This is a genomic window from Actinomyces oricola (assembly GCF_004104015.1).
In the GTDB taxonomy this organism is placed as follows: Bacteria; Actinomycetota; Actinomycetes; order Actinomycetales; family Actinomycetaceae; genus Actinomyces; species Actinomyces oricola.
Map to the genome: position 1 here is coordinate 56,979 of NZ_RYFV01000001.1, position 17,736 is coordinate 74,714.

The window sequence follows — 17,736 nt, forward strand, 5'->3', positions numbered from 1 at the left end:
CGCCCGCAACCCCCGATGAAGGAGCCTGCCGTGTCCCCACAGACCATTGACGTGACGATTGACGCCCACGAGCGCACCGTGGAGGCGGGCACGACCGGCACCACCCTCTTCAAGGACGTCAAGGACGTCATCGCCATGCGCGTGGACGGCGAGCCCTGGGACCTGGGGCGCGCCGTCCACGCGGGGGCCATTGTTGAGCCGATCACCATTGATTCCCCCGATGGCCTGAACATTCTGCGCCACAGCACCACTCACGTCATGGCCCAGGCCGTTCAGGAGATCTTCCCCGAGGTCAACCTGGGTATCGGCCCCTTCATCACCGACGGCTTCTACTACGACTTCGGCAATATTGATGCCGTCACCCCCGAGCTGCTGCGTGAGATCGACAAGCGCATGCGGCGCATTATTAAGGAGGGGCAGCTCTTCGTGCGCCGCGACATTACTGAGGCCGAGGGCCGCGTCGAACTCGCCGACCAGCCCTACAAGCTCGAGCTCGTGGACACCAAGGGGGCGGGCGCCGAGGGCGCCTCGGTGGAGGTCGGCGCCGGGGGGCTGACGATGTACGACAATGTCCGCCGCGACGGCACCGTGGCCTGGACCGACCTGTGCCGGGGCCCGCACCTGCCCTCCACCCGGCACATCGGGCAGGGCTTCGCCCTGACCAAGTTCTCCTCCGCCTACTGGAAGGGCGACCAGTCCGGGGATTCTCTTCAGCGCATCTACGGCACCGCCTGGGCGAGCAAGAACGACCTCAAGGCCTACCAGGCCCGCATGGCCGAGGCGGCCAGGCGCGACCACCGCAGGCTGGGCGCCGAGCTCGACCTGTACTCCTTCCCCGAGGAGCTGGGCGCGGGCCTGCCGGTCTTCCACCCCAAGGGCGGCGTCCTCAAGCGCGTCATGGAGGACTACGTGCGCGCCGCCCACATTGAGTCCGGCTTCCAGTACGTCGGCACCCCCCATATCGCCAAGGAGGAGCTCTTCCACATCTCCGGGCACCTGCCCTACTACGCCGACGACATGTTCCCGCCCATGGACGACGACGGTCAGGCCTACTACCTCAAGGCCATGAACTGCCCCATGCACAACCTCATCTTCGCCAGCCGCGGGCGCTCCTACCGCGAGCTCCCCCTGCGCCTCTTCGAGTTCGGCACCGTCTACCGCAACGAGAAGTCCGGTGTGATCCAGGGGCTGACCCGGGTGCGCTCCATCACCCAGGACGACTCCCACACCTACTGCACGCCCGAGCAGGCGCCCGAGGAGGTGCGCCACCTGCTGCGCTTCGTGCTCACCCTCCTGGCCGACTTCGGCATGGACGACTTCTACCTGGAGGTCTCCACCCGCGACGAGGAGGGGGCCAAGAGCGAGAAGTTCATTGGCTCGGACCAGCAGTGGGCCGAGGCCACCGCCATCCTGGAGCGGATCGCCGCCGAGTGCGCCGCCGAGAGCGGGCTCAAGGTGACTGCCGACCCCGGCGGCGCCGCCTTCTACGGGCCCAAGATCTCCGTGCAGGCCAAGGACGCCATTGGCCGGACCTGGCAGATGTCCACCATCCAGTACGATTTCAACCAGCCCCACCGCTTCGGCCTGGAGTACACCGCCCCCGACGGCTCCCGTCAGGAGCCGGTCATGATTCACTCCGCCAAGTTCGGCGCCCTGGAGCGCTTCATCGGGGTGCTCGTCGAGCACTACGCGGGGGCCTTCCCCGCCTGGCTGGCCCCCGAGCAGGTGCGCATCGTCCCCGTGGCGCAGGCCTTCGCCGACTACGTTGACGGCGTCGCCGCGCAGTTGCGCGCCCGGGGCGTGCGCGTGGAGGTCGACCACTCCGACGACCGTTTCGGCAAGAAGATCCGCAACGCCGCCAAGGACAAGGTCCCCTTCACCCTCATTGCCGGCGGTGAGGACGAGCAGGCCGGCGCCATCTCCTTCCGCTTCCGCGACGGGGCCCAGACCAACGGGGTGCCCGTGGACGAGGCCGTGGCCCACATCACCGACGTCATTGCCAGGCGCGTCAACGACCCGGCCGGGGAGAGGCTGACCCGTGAGTGACGCACCCCCGCCCAGCAGCGCCGCCTTCGGGGCGGAAGACGATGACGCCGGCGGGGTGCGCGTGGAGGCCCCATTCCAGCACCCCGGGGCGCCCGAGCCCTTCCAGCGCCTGTGGACCCCCCACCGCATGGTCTACATTGGCGGGCAGGACAAGCCCACCGACGCCTCAGCCTCCCAGTGCCCCTTCTGCGCCGCCCCCGGGCGCAGCGACGAGGATGCCCTGATCGTCCACCGCGGGCGGCACGCCTATGTGCTCATGAACCTCTACCCCTACAACACCGGGCACCTGCTGGTGTGCCCCTACCGGCACGTTTCGGACTGGACCCGGGCCGGCCCCGCCGAGCGCTCCGAGATCGCCGAGCTCACCGCCCGCGCCATGGAGGTAGTGCGGGCGGTCGCCAGGCCGCACGGCTTCAACCTGGGAATGAACCAGGGGGAGGTCGCCGGGGCGGGGATCGCCGCCCACCTTCACCAGCACATTGTGCCCAGATGGCAGGGGGACGCGAATTTCATGCCCATTATTGGACGCACCAAGCCGGTGCCCCAGCTTCTGGGGGACCAGCGCGCCATGATCGCCCGGGCCTGGGCCCAGGACCAAGAAACGACCGCCGCCGCGGGGCAGTGACGCGATCAAGGCGCCAGCGCCCTCCGGCCAGCCCCGACCATCCCCGATCACTGAGGTACCCATGCTCGGACAGCACGGACGCGGCCTGACCAAGGCCCTGTTCACGCGCCCCGCCCTGGCTATGGCCAGAGCGGGCGTGACCCCCAATATGCTCACCGTTGCCGGGACCGCAGCCTCGGTGGGCGCGGCCGTGGCGCTCCTTCCCCAGGGGCACTTCGTGGCCGGACCCATCGTCCTGTTCTTCGTGCTCATCGCCGACTCGTTCGATGGGATCCTGGCGCGGGCCACCGGCAAGTCCTCCGCCTTCGGGGGCTTCCTGGACTCCACCATGGACCGTCTGGCCGACGGCGCCGTCCTGGGCTCCCTGACCGCCTGGGTCGGCCTGCACATGGCCCCGGGCGCCCTGCGCACCACCACCTTGGCCCTGTCCATTGCCTCGGTGGTCCTGGCCGCCACGGTGCCCTACGCGCGCGCCAGAGCCGAGTCCATTGGCGCCCGGGCCGCGGTGGGAATCGCCGAGCGCACCGATCGCCTGCTGGTGGCCATGGGCGCCACCCTCGCCGTGGGCCTGGGCGCCCCCCAGTGGGTGCTCACCGCGGGCCTGGGCTATGTGACACTCGCTTCTTTCATGACCGTTATCCAGAGGATTCTCACCGTCAAGAAGCAGCTGGACGCGGCCGGCGCCCCGGACGCGGTGGAGGACGGGGCGTGAGGGGGCTCCGCGTCGAGGACGCCTACCGTCTGGCTTGGCGCCACGCCCGGCACCTGCCCGCGCCCGTGGGCTACGCCCTGGCCCACGCCGGAGCCGACCTGGCCTGGGCGCTGCACCGCCTGCGCGGCGGCGGACGGGGCGTGGGCCAGCTCGAGCGCAACCTCGCCCGCGTCCTGCCCGCCGGTACCACGCCCGCAGCACTGCACCGCGCCTCCCGGAGGGCCATGCGCTCCTACATGCGCTACTTCTATGAGGCCTTCGCCCTGCCCGGCCTGAGCCGCGAACAAGTCGAGGCCCGCATGCGCACCGACCTGGCCGACACGCTGCGCCCCGACTTGCAGCGGGGCTCGGTGGTGCTGGCCCTGCCCCATATGGGCAACTGGGACCTGGCCGGGGCCTGGGCCAGCGCGCAGCTGGCCACCGTCCTGACCGTGGCCGAGCGCCTGGAGCCCGCGGACCTCTTCGAACAGTTCGTTGACTTCCGCCAGGGCCTGGGCATGGAGGTGATCGGCCAGGGCCGGGGGGAGAAGGTCTTCGAGCGCCTGGTCCAGCGCACCGGTGAGGGCCACTACCTGGTCGCCCTGCTCGCCGACCGCGACCTGTCCTCCTCCGGTATTCAAGCCGAGTTGGCCGGGCACACCGCCCGCGTCGCCGCCGGCCCCGCCGCCCTCGCCGAGCGCCTGGGCCTGCCCCTGTACACGGCCACCATCCACTATGAGCGCCTCACCGGGACCCGACGCACCCGGGCCGGGGGCCGCTGGGGCATTGTGCTGACCGTCCGCAAGGTGGAGGCGCCCGCCGAGCTCACCGGCCGCCGGGCCGTCACCGAGCTGACCCGGGCCTGGGTCGCCGAACTGTCCGAGCCCCTGGCCGCCCATGCGATTGACTGGCACATGCTCCAGCCCGTGTTCGACGACGACCTCGATCATGAGCGCCTGGCGCGCCGTCACGCCCGCGAGCAGGAGGAGACCCCATGAGGATTGGAATCGTCTGCCCCTACTCCTTCGACGCCCACGGGGGCGTCCAGGCCCATGTCATGGACCTGGCCGGCGAATTGCGCCGCCGGGGCCATGACGTGCGCGTCCTGGCCCCGGCCTCGGCCGACGCCGAGCTGCCCACGTGGGTGACCAGCGCCGGGGAGGCCGTCGCCATCCCCTACAACGGCTCCGTGGCCCGCATAAACTTCGGGGCGGCGGTGGCCCGGCGCGTGCGCCGCTGGCTGGAGGCCAACAACCTGGATCTGCTCCACATCCACGAGCCCATCGCCCCCAACATTGGCATCCTGGCCCTCCAGGCGGCCACGTGCCCGGTGGTGGCCACCTTCCACGCCGCCATGGACCGGTCCGTGGCCCGCGAGCTGCTCTCACCCATGACCGGCTCCTTCATGGAGAAGATCTCCGCCACGATCGCCGTCTCCGAGGAGGCGCGCCGCACCCTGATCCACTACCACGGCGGGGACGCCGTGGTCATCCCCAACGGGGTCAATGTCTCCCCCTTCGCCGCCGCCCCCAAGGATGATCCGCGCTTCGCCGGCACCGAGCAGCACCCCACCGTCTCCTTCCTGGGGCGCCTGGACGAGCCCCGCAAAGGACTGGCCGTCCTGGCCGCCGCCATCCCCGCCGTCCTGGCCGCCGTTCCCGGGGCGCGCTTCCTCATCGCCGGACGCGGGGAAGCCGGAGAGCACCGCACCAGGCTCGCCCAGTTCGGCGACTCCGTGGTCTTCCTGGGCGGGGTCAGTGACGCGGACAAGGCGGCCATGCTGGCCTCATCCACCTGCTACGTGGCCCCACAGACCGGCGGGGAGTCTTTCGGGATTGTCCTGGTGGAGGCCATGGCCGCAGGCACCCGGGTCATCGCCTCGGACCTGACCGCCTTCTCCGACGTCCTGGAGGCCGGCCGCCTAGGGGCCCTGTTCCGCAACGGCGACGAAGCAGATCTGGCGCGTGTCATTATTGAGACGCTTACCGATACCGCCGCCGCCCAGGAGCGCCGGGCGGCGGCGAGCGCCGCCGTGGGCCGCTACGACTGGACCAGGGTCACCGACGCCGTCCTGGACGTCTACGACATGGCCCTGTCCACCGCCCACACCCGCGTCACCACGGCGCCCGAAACCCAGACCATGGTGGGGCGCCTGCGCGAGGTCATGGAGGATTGAGTCATGCCCGCCCACCTGCTCCTGTCCTCGGTCGAGCACAACCTGACGAGCATCCTGCTGTGGATTCTCATTGCCGTCGTCGGCCTGTCCCTGGCCGCCATGGCCCTGTACACCCGGGCGGTCAGAGTGGACCGCCTGCACCGCCAGGTGCTCGGTTCCCGCGCGACCCTGGAGGCCCAGCTCGTCCATCGGGCCCAGGCCGCCGCCGAGCTGTCCGCCTGCACCGGCCTGGACCCGGCCCTGGCGGACCGGCTGGCAACGGCGGCCCACGAAGCACTGGATCATGAGGGCCCATTGGTCGACGACGGATTGGACCCCGATGCCCGCTCCGATGCGCCGGCGCCGGCACGCAGCCGCGCCCTGGTGGAGTCCGGCCTGTCCCGCGCCATCCGCACCGTGGTGCACACCGGCGCCCGTGAAGCCCTCAGCCGGGAACCCGACGGGGCCCAGGCCCTGGCCCGCCTGGACCGGGCCTGCTACCGGCTGACCCTGGCCCGCCGCTTCCACAACACCCACGTGGCCCAAGCACGCCGGTTGCGCTCCAATGCGGTGGTGCGTCTTTTCCACCTGGCCGGGCACGCGCCCATGCCCCGAACCTTCGACATTGACGACGACGCCGCCTCCGCACCGGCCCCCGCCAGCCCAGGGGCCGGCTCATGAGCGCAGGCCTGCACAATGGGGACCCCTGGGCCCCGCGCCCGGACTACCAGCGCACCAGCTGGCAGACTCACAACCCCCAGGGCGTCCCGGCGCCCAGCGACCCGGGGGCCGCCGGTCCGTTGGGTCCGGCGGGCAACCCGGCCGGGCCCCGGCGCGCAGTGGCCGCGAACGGCTCGGTGCCCGACTGGGCCCGCACCCACGCCCAGCGGCGGCGCCGGCGCGGGGACATTGCCCGCTTCGTCTTGGCCACACTGGGGGGCCTTGGCCTCATAGCGGTCATGGCCGCCGTCTATATCACCACCGACGGCTCCACCCCCCAGATACTGGTCGCCGCCGTCCTGGCCTTCCTGCCGCTGGGCCTGGTCCTGGTGGCCGTGCGCTGGATCGACCGCTGGGAGCCCGAGCCAATATCCGTCCAAGTCGCGGCCTTCCTCTGGGGGGCGGGAGTGGCCACCGTGGTGTCCATGATCGTTAACACCACCGCCTCACAGGTGGCGTTCGAGGCCACCGGCTCGGAGAACGACGCCGCCCTTTTCTCCGCGGTGGTCTCCGCCCCCATTATCGAGGAGACGACCAAGGGCCTGGGCGTCCTCATTATCTTCCTCATCTGGCGCCGCTCCTTCAATGGTGCGGTCGACGGCATTGTCTACGCCTCGGTCGTGGCCGCCGGTTTCGCCTTCGCCGAGAACATTCTGTACTTCGTGCAGTACGCCGACTCCCTGGCCGAGACCTTCTTCCTGCGGGGGATCGCCTCACCATTCGCCCACGTCACCTTCACCGCCAGCACGGGCCTGGCCATTGGGAGTTCGGCCCGACGCCGCTCACCCCTGGCCTGGCTGTGGCTCGCGCCACTGGGGCTGACCGGCGCGATCATTCTGCACGCCTTCTGGAATGGGGTCGTCGCCGCCATGCCGGAGTTCTACTTCGTGGTGGAAGTGCCCTTCTTCCTGGCATGCGTGGGCCTGGTGCTCTGGCTGCGGTGGAGCGAGCGCATGACCATGCGCACCCGCTTGAGCGAGTACGCCCGCGCCGGTTGGTTCGACCCCGCCGAGGTCACCATGCTCACCACGAACTCGGGGCGTGCGGCGGCTCGGCGCTGGGCCTGGTTGCGCGGCCCCAGGGCCGCGCAGGCCATGCACGAGTTTCAGCGCGCCGCCGCCGCATTGGCCCAGTTGCGCCAGCAGGCCGTCGACGGTCACGCCGACGCCGACTACGGGACCACCCAGGCGCAACTGCTGCGCACCGTGGCGGACTGCCGCGCCACCTTCCTGGGCACCCGGCGTTGAGCGCCGGTGGCGGTGAGACCGGCGACCGCGCCCAACAGCCCCGGTAGTAGCATGACCTGGGCCCCCGCCCATTACGCACCGCGGCAGGTGCCCGCGCCTGTCGCCCGGACCAAGGACAGCAGTGAGCACCACCGGCACCCACCCCCAGCCCAGCACCGGCACCACCACCGTCAAGCGCGGCATGGCCGACATGCTCAAAGGCGGCGTCATTATGGATGTCGTCACCCCCGAGCAGGCCAGGATCGCCCAGGACGCCGGGGCGGTGGCCGTCATGGCCCTGGAGCGGGTCCCCGCCGACATTCGCGCTCAGGGCGGTGTGGCCCGCATGAGCGACCCCGACCTCATTACCGGCATCATCGAGGCGGTCTCCATCCCGGTCATGGCCAAGGCCCGCATTGGCCACTTCGTCGAGGCCCAGGTCCTCCAGGCCCTGGGCGTGGACTACATTGACGAGTCCGAGGTCCTCACCCCCGCGGACTACGCCCACCACATTGACAAGCGGGCCTTCACCGTCCCCTTCGTCTGCGGCGCCACCAATCTGGGTGAGGCCCTGCGGCGCATTACCGAGGGCGCCGCCATGATCCGCTCCAAGGGCGAGGCCGGCACCGGCGATGTCTCCAATGCGGTGACCCACATGCGCACCATTCGCGACGAGATCCGCCGCCTGACCTCCCTGCCCGCCGACGAGCTGTACGTGGCCGCCAAGGAGCTGGGCGCCCCCTATGAGCTGGTGGCCGAGGTGGCCCGCACCGGAGCCCTGCCGGTGGTCCTGTTCACCGCAGGCGGCATTGCCACCCCCGCCGACGCCGCCATGATGATGCAGATGGGCGCCGAGGGCGTGTTCGTGGGTTCGGGCATCTTCAAGTCCGGCGACCCCGCCGCCCGCGCCGCCGCGATTGTGCGCGCCACCGCCCAGTTCGACGATCCCGCCGTCATTGCCGAGGTCTCCCGCGGCCTGGGCGAGGCCATGGTGGGCATGAACGTTGAGGAGATACCCGCTCCACACCGCCTGGCCGAGCGCGGCTGGTGAGGCTCACACCAGACGGCCGCCACCCGGTGCTGGTTCCGGAGGATTGGGACCGGCACGTGGACCCCCGCGAGTGGACGCTTGGACCCGACGGCCTGCCCTTCCGGCGGGCCGCCCGCGTCCTGGCGCTCACCGTCGACGGGATGGCCCTCCTTCTGACCGGCCACGATGTGGCCGACCCTTCTCACTGCTGGATCTTCACCCCTGGCGGCGGCATCCGGCCGGGGGAGACGGACCGTCAGGCCGCGGCTCGCGAGCTCGCCGAGGAGTCCGGCATTGAGGTGGATCCTGTGGCCCTGGAGGGGCCGGTGGCCCAGCGCGACGCCGTCTTCCGCTTCGCCACCGTGGCCTGCCGCCAAGACGAATCCTTCTTCCTCCTGCGCCTGCCCGGCCCCCTGACCCTGGAGCGGGCCGGCTGGACCGAGCTGGAGCGCGACGCCGTCGACTCCATATCGTGGTGGACGCCGGCGGAGCTCGACGCCGCCTGGAGTGCCGGCCGGGAGATCTATCCCAGCGCCATGCCCAGGCTCGTGCACATTCTGCGCGCGGGCTGGGACGGCACGCCCCTGGACCTCACCGAGCCGGCGGATGCCGCACTGCTCACCCAGATCGGCGGTGCCTCCCCGAGCGCCCCGGGCGCGGTACCGCTGGACGAGCCCGGGGCCGCGCCGTCGGCCCGGAAGACGCACTGACCCGAGAGGACCCCCGTGGACCGCGCCCCCTCCCACACCATCCCGCCCGTCCACATCATGGACGCGCTCAGCCCTCGCGCGCTCTTCCCCGCCCCCGCCCCCGCCGACTCCCGGCCAACCATTGGCGTCCTCGCACTCCAGGGGGATGTACGCGAGCACTCCCTGGCCCTCCGGGCCGCGGGCGCCAGGCCCGTGGCGGTGCGTCGGGCCGCCGACCTCGGCGAGCGGCCGGGGGACAGGCTCGATGGGATTGTCCTGCCCGGCGGGGAGTCCACCACCATGAGCACGCTGCTGACCGGCTTCGGCATGCTGGAGCCCCTGCGCGCCCTCCTGGACGCGGGGCTGCCCGCCTACGGCTCCTGCGCCGGAATGATTCTGCTCGCGGACCGAGCCCTCGACCTAGAAGAGGGCCAGCAAACCATTGGCGGCATGGATGTGACCGTGCGCCGCAACGCCTTCGGCCGCCAGGTGGATTCCTACGAGGAGGACCTGGTGGCGCCCGGTCTGGGCATTGGCCCGCAGCGCCCTTTCCACGCCGTCTTCATCCGCGCCCCCTGGGTGGAGTCCGTGGGCCCGGGCGTGGAGGCCCTTGCCACCACGCGGGCGGGTCGCGCCGGGCAGGGCCCCGGTGGGCCAGGCGGTAGGATCGTCGCGGTTCGTCAAGGATTCCTGCTCGCCACCTCCTTCCATCCCGAGGTGGGCGGCGACCACCGGCTCCATGAGGCCTTCGTCGCCACGGTCAGGCAGCGGGGCTAACCCGGGCGCCCAGGCGCGACACGGCCGTCCTGGTCGCGTCAGCAGGTTCCCAAGAAAGTCAACTCCCAAGGAGCACACATGTCGGGTCACTCCAAGTGGGCCACCACCAAGCACAAGAAGGCCGCCATTGACGCCAAGCGCGGCAAGCTCTTCGCCCGCCTCATTAAGAACATTGAGGTGGCCGCCCGCACCGGCGGCGGCGACCCGGCGGGCAACCCGACCCTCTTCGACGCCATCCAGAAGGCTAAGAAGAACTCCGTGCCGGCCGACAACATCACCCGCGCCGTCAAGCGCGGCAGCGGCGAGGAGGCCGGGGGCGCGGACTGGCAGACCATTATGTACGAGGGCTACGGCCCCGGGGGAGTGGCCTTCCTGGTCGAATGCCTCACCGACAACCGCAACCGCGCCGCCTCCGACGTGCGCGTGGCCTTCTCCCGCAACGGCGGCAATCTGGCCGACCCGGGCTCCGTGGCCTACAACTTCACCCGCAAGGGCGTCGTCGAGGTCGCCAAGGGTGAGGGCGTCGACGAGGACACCATTGTCATGGCCGTGCTCGACGCCGGCGCCGAGGAGGTTGAGGAGGGGGCGGAGTCCTTCGAGATCTACTCCGATCCCAAGGATGTTGTGGCCGTGCGCACGGCCCTGACCGAGGCCGGCATGGACTACGACTCCGCCGAGGTCCAGTTCGTGGCCGGCACCAAGGTGGAGGTTGATGCCGACGGCGCCCGCAAGGTCCTGCGCCTGGTCGATGCCCTGGAGGACTCCGACGACGTCCAGAACGTCTTCACCTCCGTCGAGATCAGTGCCGAGGTTGCAGCGACCCTTGACGCCGACGACGAGTGAGCCGCCCCTGAACCGCCCGCCGCGCGCCCTTATCGCCCAGCAGCGCGTCCTGGGGGTCGACCCGGGGCTGACCCGCTGCGGCCTGGGCTGCGTGGACATTGACCCGCGCCGCCAGGTGCGCCTGGTCGAGGTGGGGGTGGTGCGCACCCCGCCCCACCTCAGCCCCGAGCTGCGCCTGCTGGCCATCGCCGAAGCCCTGGAGGACTGGATCGCCCGCCTGGGTCCCGGGGCGGTCTCCATTGAGAGGGTCTTCGCCCAGGACAACCTGCGTTCGGTCATCTCTGTGGCGCAGGTCATGGGCGTGGCCATGGTCGCCGGCGCCCGCGCCGGCCTGGAGGTCGCCCAGCACACTCCCAGCGAGGCCAAGGCCGCCGTGACCGGTTCAGGCACCGCGGACAAGGCTCAGGTGATGGCAATGGTGGCCCGCATCCTGGGTCTGGAGGGCCCGCCCCGGCCCGCCGACGCCGCCGACGCCCTGGCTCAGGCCATCTGCCACGGCTGGCGCGGGGGCGGCACCGGAGTGGATGGCAGTACGGAGATGGTTTCGGCTGCAGGAGCAGTGCGGGCCAGCGCCCGTACCCCCGCCCAACGCCAGTGGGCCGCCGCCCAGGCCGCGGCCCGCCGCACCGGCGCCGTCGACCCTCGGCGCCGCCGCTGAGGACCGCGCGCCCCGCGCGGGGCGCGCCACCGCAACTGCTAGGGTCTGAACATCTGTTCGAAGGCCTCCGGGGCGCACCGCCCCGGGCGCCGCCTCACTGAAGGAGAATCCCCGCATGATCGCCTCCCTGCGCGGGACCGTCCTGACCCTCAGTCTGACCGACGCCGTTATTGAGTGCGCGGGCGTGGGCCACCGGGTCCTGGCCACTCCCGCCGCCCTGGGCTCCCTGCGCCCGGGGCAGGAGGCGCTGCTGCACACCGAGCTCATTGTGCGCGAGGACTCCCTGACCCTCTACGGCTTCACCGACCCCGACGAACGCGACTGCTTCCGCACGCTGCTGGGGGCCAAAGGAGTGGGCGCCAAGCTCGCCCTGGCCATGCTGTCCGTCCACACCCCTAATGCCCTGCGCCGGGCCATTGAGGCCGGGGACGTGGCGGCCCTGACACGCGTGCCGGGCCTGGGGCCGAAGGGGGCGCAGCGAGTCATTATCGACATTGGCGACAAGCTCGGGCCGGCCGGTGGCGAGGATCGGCCGCCCGCCTCCCCGGCACGGGCGGCCAATGGCGCCGGGGGCGTGGTCGGCGAGGCGGCCCCCAACCCCGACGTGGTCGCCGCCCTGGTCCATCTTGGGTGGAACGAGGCCACCGCTACCCGGGCGGTGGCCGCCGTGGAGGCCGATCAAGACGAGGAGTTGACCGTGCCCGAACTGCTGCGCGCCGCCCTGCGGCACCTGGGAGGGGGCGGACGTGGCTGAGGACCAGCGCCTCATGGGCGGTGGCGCCGACGACGTGGAGCGGGCCGCCGAGGCGGCCCTACGGCCCAAGCGCTTGGAGGACTTCACCGGCCAGGAGGTGGTGCGCAGCCAGCTCTCCGTTGTGCTGCGCGCCGCCCTGGCCCGAGGTGCCACCCCCGATCACGTGCTGCTCTCGGGGCCGCCCGGGCTGGGTAAGACTACCTTGGCAATGATCATTGCCAACGAAGTCGATGGCGCCCTGCGGCTGACCTCGGGGCCGGCCATCCAGCACGCCGGGGACCTGGCGGCCATCCTGTCCTCCCTGGAGGAGGGCGATGTGCTCTTCATTGACGAGATCCACCGCCTGGCCCGGACCGCCGAGGAGATGCTCTACCTGGCCATGGAGGACTACCGGGTCGATATTGTCGTCGGCAAGGGCCCGGGCGCCACCTCCATCCCCCTGTCCCTGCCCCCCTTCACGGTGGTGGGGGCCACCACCCGCGCGGGGCTGTTGCCCGCCCCACTGCGCGACCGCTTCGGGTTCACCGGCCACCTGGACTACTACAGGCCCGGTGAACTGGCCCGGATCCTCAACCGGTCGGCGCGCCTGCTGGGTGTGAGCCTGGAGGCGGCGGCCGCCGCCGAACTGGCAGGCCGCTCACGGGGTACTCCGCGCATTGCCAACCGGCTTCTGCGCCGGGTCCAGGACTGGGCTGAGGTCCACGGCACGCCCGGGCGCCTCGACCTGGCCGCCGCCCGCGGGGCCCTGGAGATCTTCGAGGTTGACGCCCTGGGCCTGGACCGCTTGGATCGGCAGGTGCTCGAGGCCCTGTGCACCCGTTTCGCCGGGGGCCCGGTGGGCCTGACCACGCTGGCCGTCAGCGTGGGGGAGGAGCCCGAGACGGTTGAGACCGTCGCCGAGCCCTACCTGGTGCGCGAGGGCCTGGTGGTGCGCACCCCCCGGGGGCGGGCCGCCACCCCCACCGCCTACACCCACCTGGGGCTGACGCCCCCCAACGACGCCGCCCTTTTCTTCTGATTTCTTTCTGATTTCTTCTGAATCCCTCTGAATTCCTCTGGGCCCGGCGACGGCCCGCCACAGCCCGGCCGGGCCCTGGCCGGGGCGCATCTCACACTCCAGTGACGAGCTTCGCGTCATGCCGACCCCGTGGTGGCCTAGACTCGGCGGGGTTGCCTTCTCGCCGGAGAGGGCGCACGAGAAGAAACGGAATCGCCTCCATGAACATGCTCTGGATGATCCTCTTCATGCTGATCGCCTTCTGGGCCATGTCCGCCCTGGTCAGGCGGCAGCAGCAGAAGATGCTGGCCGAGCAGGCCCGCCGCACCGAGGAGGCCCTGGTACCCGGTACCTGGGTGCGCACGTCCGCCGGCTTCTACGGCACCGTGGTCGAGGTCGACGGTGACGTTGTCACCCTGGCCACCCCCCTGGGGGAGGAGTCCCTGTGGGGCAAGCGCTTCATCGTCGGCGCCGAGGAGCCCCCCTTCGCCTCCACCCATGAGGAGGAGCCGGACCAGGAGGTCGAGGATGTTGAGGCTGTTGAGGATGTTGAGGATGAGGCCGAAGATGTGAAAGATGTGGGGGCCGAGGACGCCGACGAGCCAGTCGAGGCCGCCGACGACGAGCAGTCGGGCGCCTGAGCCCGCCAACACCCCTAGCATCCCTAGGAGCGCCGGCCGCGCTCACCGCACCACCCACCCTTGAGGAAGAGACCGCGTGTCCACCAAGCAGACGAAGCACCCGGGGCGCCGCCTCGTCACAACGCTGCTCATTATCGCCGTGGGGTACGGCGTGCTGGCCTTCGGGGCACTGACGCACCGCACCTCGATGACTCCCGGGCTGGCCCTGGACTTGGAGGGCGGCACGCAGATCATTCTGACGCCCACCACCTCCGACGGCTCAACGATCTCCGACACCGACATTGAGCAGGCCATTGAGGTTATTCGCCAGCGCGTGGACGCCTCGGGCGTAGCCGAGGCCCAGATCGCCCGCCAGGGCGGGCAGAATATTGTCGTCTCCCTGCCGGGAACCCCCAGTCAGGAAACCCTGGAGCTGGTGCGTACCTCCGCGGTCCTCTACTTCCGCCCGGTGCTGCGCATTATTAACGGCAATGCCACGGCCATGGCGGCCGCGCAGAACGAGGCGGTCGCCGCCCAGGAGGGAGCCGCCCCGAGCGGGGCGCCGTCGGCCGCCCCAACGGAGGACCCCGCCGCCGAGCAGCCGGCCGCCGACCCGGCCACCGGGGCTGCTGAGGAGCCGGCCGCTGAAGCCCCCGAAGAGGGGGCGGCTGACGAGCAGGCGGCCGAGGATCCGGCGGCCCCCCAGGAGCAGGCCGCCGGGGAGCCGGGGGAGACAACCGAGACCACCGCCCCCGCTCAGGAGGAGCCGATTCCAGCGCCCACCGCGAGCGTGACCCCTGAGGAGATCGCCACCTACTTCGCCGACGTCAACCAGGACGGCACCATCTCCGAGGATCCCCTGGAGGCCACCAGCCAGGACAACTCCTCAGACTCGTGGATCACCGAGAAGATGATTTACGACGCCTACATGCTCGACTGCACCGCCCCGGAGAACCTCACCGGCGCCAGCCAGGACCCGGCCACCGCCGTGATCTCCTGCGCCAAGGACGGGTCGGGCACCGTCTACATTCTGGGTCCGGCCGACATTGCCGGAACCTCCATCGCCAACGCCTCCTCCGGCCTGGAGTCCACCAGCCAGGGCGGCACCACCAACAACTGGGTGGTCTCCCTGGAGTTCAACGAGGAGGGCGCCACCGCCTTCGCCAAGGTCTCCGAGCGCCTTCTGGCCTACCGCGACGCCGCCGCCATGGCCAGCCTGAGCAGCCCCGACGCGGGAGCGCTGAGCATCGACGCCCAGAAGTCCCGCTTCGCCATTGTCCTGGACGGGCTGACCATTATGGCCTCCGGCTTCGAGCCCACCGTGACGACGCCCATTACCGATGGGCGCGTCCAGATCGGCGGGGGCGGCGCCTCCTTCACCCAGGCCGAGGCCAGCACCCTGGCCAACCAGCTCTCCTTCGGCGCCCTGCCACTGAGCTTCACCGTCCAGTCCGAGCAGCAGATTTCGGCCACCCTGGGCACTGAGCAGCTGCGCAACGGCCTGATCGCCGGGCTGGTCGGCTTCCTGCTCATCATTGTGTTCCTGGCCTGGCAGTACCGCGGGCTGTCCGTGGTCGCAGTGACATCCCTGGTCATCGCCGCCGTGGGCACCTATCTGGTCATCGCCCTGCTGAGCTGGGCCATGGGCTATCGCCTGTCCCTCGCCGGCGTGGCCGGGCTCATTATCGCCATTGGCATCACCATGGACTCCTTCATTATCTACTTCGAGCGCATACGCGACGAAGTTCGTCACGGCCGCACGCTCCTGGTCGCCGTCGACGAGGGCTGGACGCACGCGCGCCAGACCATTGTCGTCTCCGACGCCGTCAACCTCGTGGCCGCGGTCGTCCTCTACTTCCTGGCTGTGGGCGGTGTCCAGGGCTTCGCCTTCACCCTGGGCGTGACCACGGTCGTGGACCTGGCCGTCATTGTCTTGTTCACCCACCCCATGATGGTGTGGATCCTCCGCTTCCGCTTCTTCGGCCAGGGCCACCCGCTGTCGGGCCTGGACCCCGAGCACCTGGGCGCCCGCTCCCGGGCCGCCTACGGCAAGGGCCGTCAGACCCTCATTGAGGGCGCCGCCGGCTCCCTGGCCCGCCGCAAGGCGGCGGCGCGACGCGCCAAGAACAGCGACGACGCCGGGGAGGACCAGTCCACGAGCGGAAAGGACGGTGAGGCCCAGTGAAGTCCCTCGCCACGCTCGGCAACGAGCTCTACTCCGGGAAGACCTCCATCCCCTTCGTCGGCAAACGCAGGCTGTGGTACTCCATCGCCATTGCGGCCATTGCCGTCTCCGCGCTGCTGGTGGGCGCGGTGGGCCTCAACCCGGGCATTGACTTCAAGGGCGGCTCCGAACTGACCGTCACCGGGCTGAGCAGCCCCGCAGAGGGCCCGGCCAGCACCGTCCTGGCCGATCATGCGCTCACGTCGGGGTCATCGGTGACCACCATGGGCTCGTCCTCGGTGCGGGTCCAGACCAGCGAGCTGGACAAGGCCACCCTGGACACCCTGCGCGCCGAACTCGCTCAGGCCTACGGGGTCAGTGCTGACCAGGTTTCAGCCACCACCATCGGCCCAACCTGGTCCGCAGACGTCACCGCCAAGGCCGTTCGCGGCCTGGTGCTCTTCTTCCTCCTGGTCGGGGGCCTGATCTGGGCCTACTTCCGCACCTGGAAGATGGCGGTGGCCGCCCTGCTGGCCCTGTCACACGACATTATTATCACCATCGGCATCTACGCCGCCTCCGGGTTCGAAGTCACCCCGGCCACCATTATTGGCGTGCTCACCATTCTGGGCTATTCCCTCTACGACACCGTCGTGGTTTTCGACAAGATTCGTGAGAATACTGCGCACTACCAGTCCCAGACGCGGTCGACTTACGCCGAGCTGGCCAACCTCGCCGTCAACCAGACCTTCATCCGCTCCATTAACACCTCCGTGGTCGGCGTGCTGCCCGTCGCCTCCCTGCTGGTGGTCGGGGCCTTCATCCTGGGCGCCGGGACCCTGCGCGACATTGCCCTGACGCTGTTCATCGGCATGATCGCCGGAACCATCTCCTCGGTCTTCCTGGCCACCCCCATCCTGGTGGACATGCGCAGCCGGGAGAAGGCCGTCCGCCAGCAGGCCGCCAAAGTCGCCCAGGCCCGCCAGGGGCGTCGTGAAGCCGCCGGGGAGGAGGACGCCGAGGTGTTGGTCGAGGTCGTGACCGGCCCCGTCGCCGCCCCCCTCATCCCGGGCCACCACCTGGGAATCTCCGCTCAGCCCAAGAGGAAGAAGAAGCGCTCATGACAATCTCCCCCTCCCTGCCCCCCGAGCTCACCGAGCTCGTGGTGACCAATCTGCGCGAGGTGCCGGACTTCCCCGAACCCGGCGTGCTCTTCAGGGACATCACCCCGCTACTGGCCAATGGGCAGGCCTTCGCCAACCTTGTCGACGGTTTGGCCGCCCACTACCGGGGGAGCATTGACGCCGTGGCCGGGCTGGAGTCGCGCGGCTTCATTCTGGCCGCCCCCCTGGCCGCCCATCTGGGTATTGGCATGCTCACCGTCCGCAAGAGCGGTAAGCTGCCCGGCCCCCTGATCGGGAAGGACTACAACCTGGAGTACGGCAGCGCCCGCATGGAACTCCAGCCTCACACCGTCACCCCCGGCTCACGGGTCCTCGTCATTGACGATGTTCTGGCCACCGGGGGCACCGCAGCCGCCTCCATCGCCCTCATCGAGCAGGCCGGTGCTCAGGTGGAGGCCGTGTGCATGCTGCTGGAGCTGTCCGAGCTGGGTGGGCGCGCCAGGCTGGGGGAGAGGAGCATCGACTCCGTCGTCGTCTTCTGACACCCGCGCCCCGGGCCCACCGGCCCCGGCGGTCTGGAGTCCTGGAGCAGGCGCCCCGCCTCCCAGGGCCGACAT

18 protein-coding genes are annotated in these 17,736 nt (G+C 70.5%); all 18 read left to right on the forward strand.

Annotated elements, in window-relative coordinates; all coding sequences use genetic code 11:
- Nucleotides 1-15: 15 nt before the first annotated feature.
- The 18 genes from thrS (at nucleotide 16) to EUC46_RS00320 (ending at nucleotide 17,661) form a co-directional block, all read left to right on the forward strand.
- The gene (gene thrS / locus EUC46_RS00235) at nucleotides 16-2,046 is read left to right on the forward strand and encodes a threonine--tRNA ligase (protein WP_128772196.1); all 2,031 of its coding nucleotides are present in this window, start codon (nucleotides 16-18) and stop codon (nucleotides 2,044-2,046) included.
- Complete coding sequence (locus tag EUC46_RS00240; RefSeq protein WP_128772197.1) at nucleotides 2,039-2,671, forward strand: HIT family protein; 633 nt, start codon at nucleotides 2,039-2,041, stop codon at nucleotides 2,669-2,671. Before thrS ends, EUC46_RS00240 begins: the two co-directional genes overlap by 8 nt.
- A 61-nt stretch (nucleotides 2,672-2,732) precedes the next feature.
- A complete protein-coding gene (gene pgsA, locus EUC46_RS00245; protein WP_128772198.1) occupies nucleotides 2,733-3,383 on the forward strand; it encodes a phosphatidylinositol phosphate synthase in 651 nt (216 codons plus the stop codon).
- Entirely contained in the window at nucleotides 3,380-4,360 is a 981-nt protein-coding gene (locus EUC46_RS00250) for a phosphatidylinositol mannoside acyltransferase (protein ID WP_128772199.1), read from the forward strand. The genes pgsA and EUC46_RS00250 overlap by 4 nt, the downstream gene beginning before the upstream one ends.
- Nucleotides 4,357-5,538, forward strand: coding sequence for a glycosyltransferase family 4 protein (locus tag EUC46_RS00255; RefSeq protein WP_128772200.1), 1,182 nt, complete (start codon nucleotides 4,357-4,359; stop codon nucleotides 5,536-5,538). The genes EUC46_RS00250 and EUC46_RS00255 overlap by 4 nt, the downstream gene beginning before the upstream one ends.
- A gap of 3 nt (nucleotides 5,539-5,541) precedes the next feature.
- Nucleotides 5,542-6,198: a hypothetical protein gene (locus EUC46_RS00260; RefSeq protein WP_128772201.1), complete on the forward strand. Its 657-nt coding sequence runs from the start codon at nucleotides 5,542-5,544 to the stop codon at nucleotides 6,196-6,198.
- Entirely contained in the window at nucleotides 6,195-7,484 is a 1,290-nt protein-coding gene (locus tag EUC46_RS00265) for a PrsW family intramembrane metalloprotease (protein WP_128772202.1), read from the forward strand. The genes EUC46_RS00260 and EUC46_RS00265 overlap by 4 nt, the downstream gene beginning before the upstream one ends.
- 121 nt (nucleotides 7,485-7,605) lie before the next feature.
- A complete protein-coding gene (gene pdxS / locus EUC46_RS00270; RefSeq protein WP_128772203.1) occupies nucleotides 7,606-8,514 on the forward strand; it encodes a pyridoxal 5'-phosphate synthase lyase subunit PdxS in 909 nt (302 codons plus the stop codon).
- 56 nt (nucleotides 8,515-8,570) lie between these two features.
- Entirely contained in the window at nucleotides 8,571-9,203 is a 633-nt protein-coding gene (locus EUC46_RS00275) for an NUDIX hydrolase (protein WP_338324446.1), read from the forward strand.
- Nucleotides 9,204-9,260: 57 nt separating this feature from the next.
- Nucleotides 9,261-9,959, forward strand: coding sequence for a pyridoxal 5'-phosphate synthase glutaminase subunit PdxT (gene pdxT, locus EUC46_RS00280; protein WP_128772405.1), 699 nt, complete (start codon nucleotides 9,261-9,263; stop codon nucleotides 9,957-9,959).
- A gap of 78 nt (nucleotides 9,960-10,037) precedes the next feature.
- Nucleotides 10,038-10,802, forward strand: a complete 765-nt coding sequence (locus tag EUC46_RS00285) for a YebC/PmpR family DNA-binding transcriptional regulator (protein ID WP_128772204.1) — start codon at nucleotides 10,038-10,040, stop codon at nucleotides 10,800-10,802.
- A 31-nt stretch (nucleotides 10,803-10,833) separates the two neighbouring features.
- On the forward strand, nucleotides 10,834-11,460 hold the full coding sequence (locus tag EUC46_RS00290; protein WP_277750461.1) for a crossover junction endodeoxyribonuclease RuvC: 627 nt from the start codon (nucleotides 10,834-10,836) through the stop codon (nucleotides 11,458-11,460).
- A gap of 115 nt (nucleotides 11,461-11,575) precedes the next feature.
- Entirely contained in the window at nucleotides 11,576-12,214 is a 639-nt protein-coding gene (gene ruvA, locus EUC46_RS00295) for a Holliday junction branch migration protein RuvA (RefSeq protein ID WP_128772205.1), read from the forward strand.
- A gap of 13 nt (nucleotides 12,215-12,227) precedes the next feature.
- Complete coding sequence (gene ruvB, locus EUC46_RS00300) at nucleotides 12,228-13,232, forward strand: Holliday junction branch migration DNA helicase RuvB (RefSeq protein ID WP_128772407.1); 1,005 nt, start codon at nucleotides 12,228-12,230, stop codon at nucleotides 13,230-13,232.
- A gap of 200 nt (nucleotides 13,233-13,432) precedes the next feature.
- Nucleotides 13,433-13,852, forward strand: a complete 420-nt coding sequence (locus tag EUC46_RS00305; protein WP_241655301.1) for a preprotein translocase subunit YajC — start codon at nucleotides 13,433-13,435, stop codon at nucleotides 13,850-13,852.
- 76 nt (nucleotides 13,853-13,928) lie between these two features.
- The gene (secD, locus tag EUC46_RS00310; protein ID WP_128772206.1) at nucleotides 13,929-16,016 is read left to right on the forward strand and encodes a protein translocase subunit SecD; all 2,088 of its coding nucleotides are present in this window, start codon (nucleotides 13,929-13,931) and stop codon (nucleotides 16,014-16,016) included.
- Nucleotides 16,013-17,119, forward strand: a complete 1,107-nt coding sequence (gene secF / locus EUC46_RS00315; RefSeq protein ID WP_128772207.1) for a protein translocase subunit SecF — start codon at nucleotides 16,013-16,015, stop codon at nucleotides 17,117-17,119. Before secD ends, secF begins: the two co-directional genes overlap by 4 nt.
- Entirely contained in the window at nucleotides 17,116-17,661 is a 546-nt protein-coding gene (locus EUC46_RS00320) for an adenine phosphoribosyltransferase (protein WP_128772208.1), read from the forward strand. The genes secF and EUC46_RS00320 overlap by 4 nt, the downstream gene beginning before the upstream one ends.
- Nucleotides 17,662-17,736: the final 75 nt, after the last annotated feature.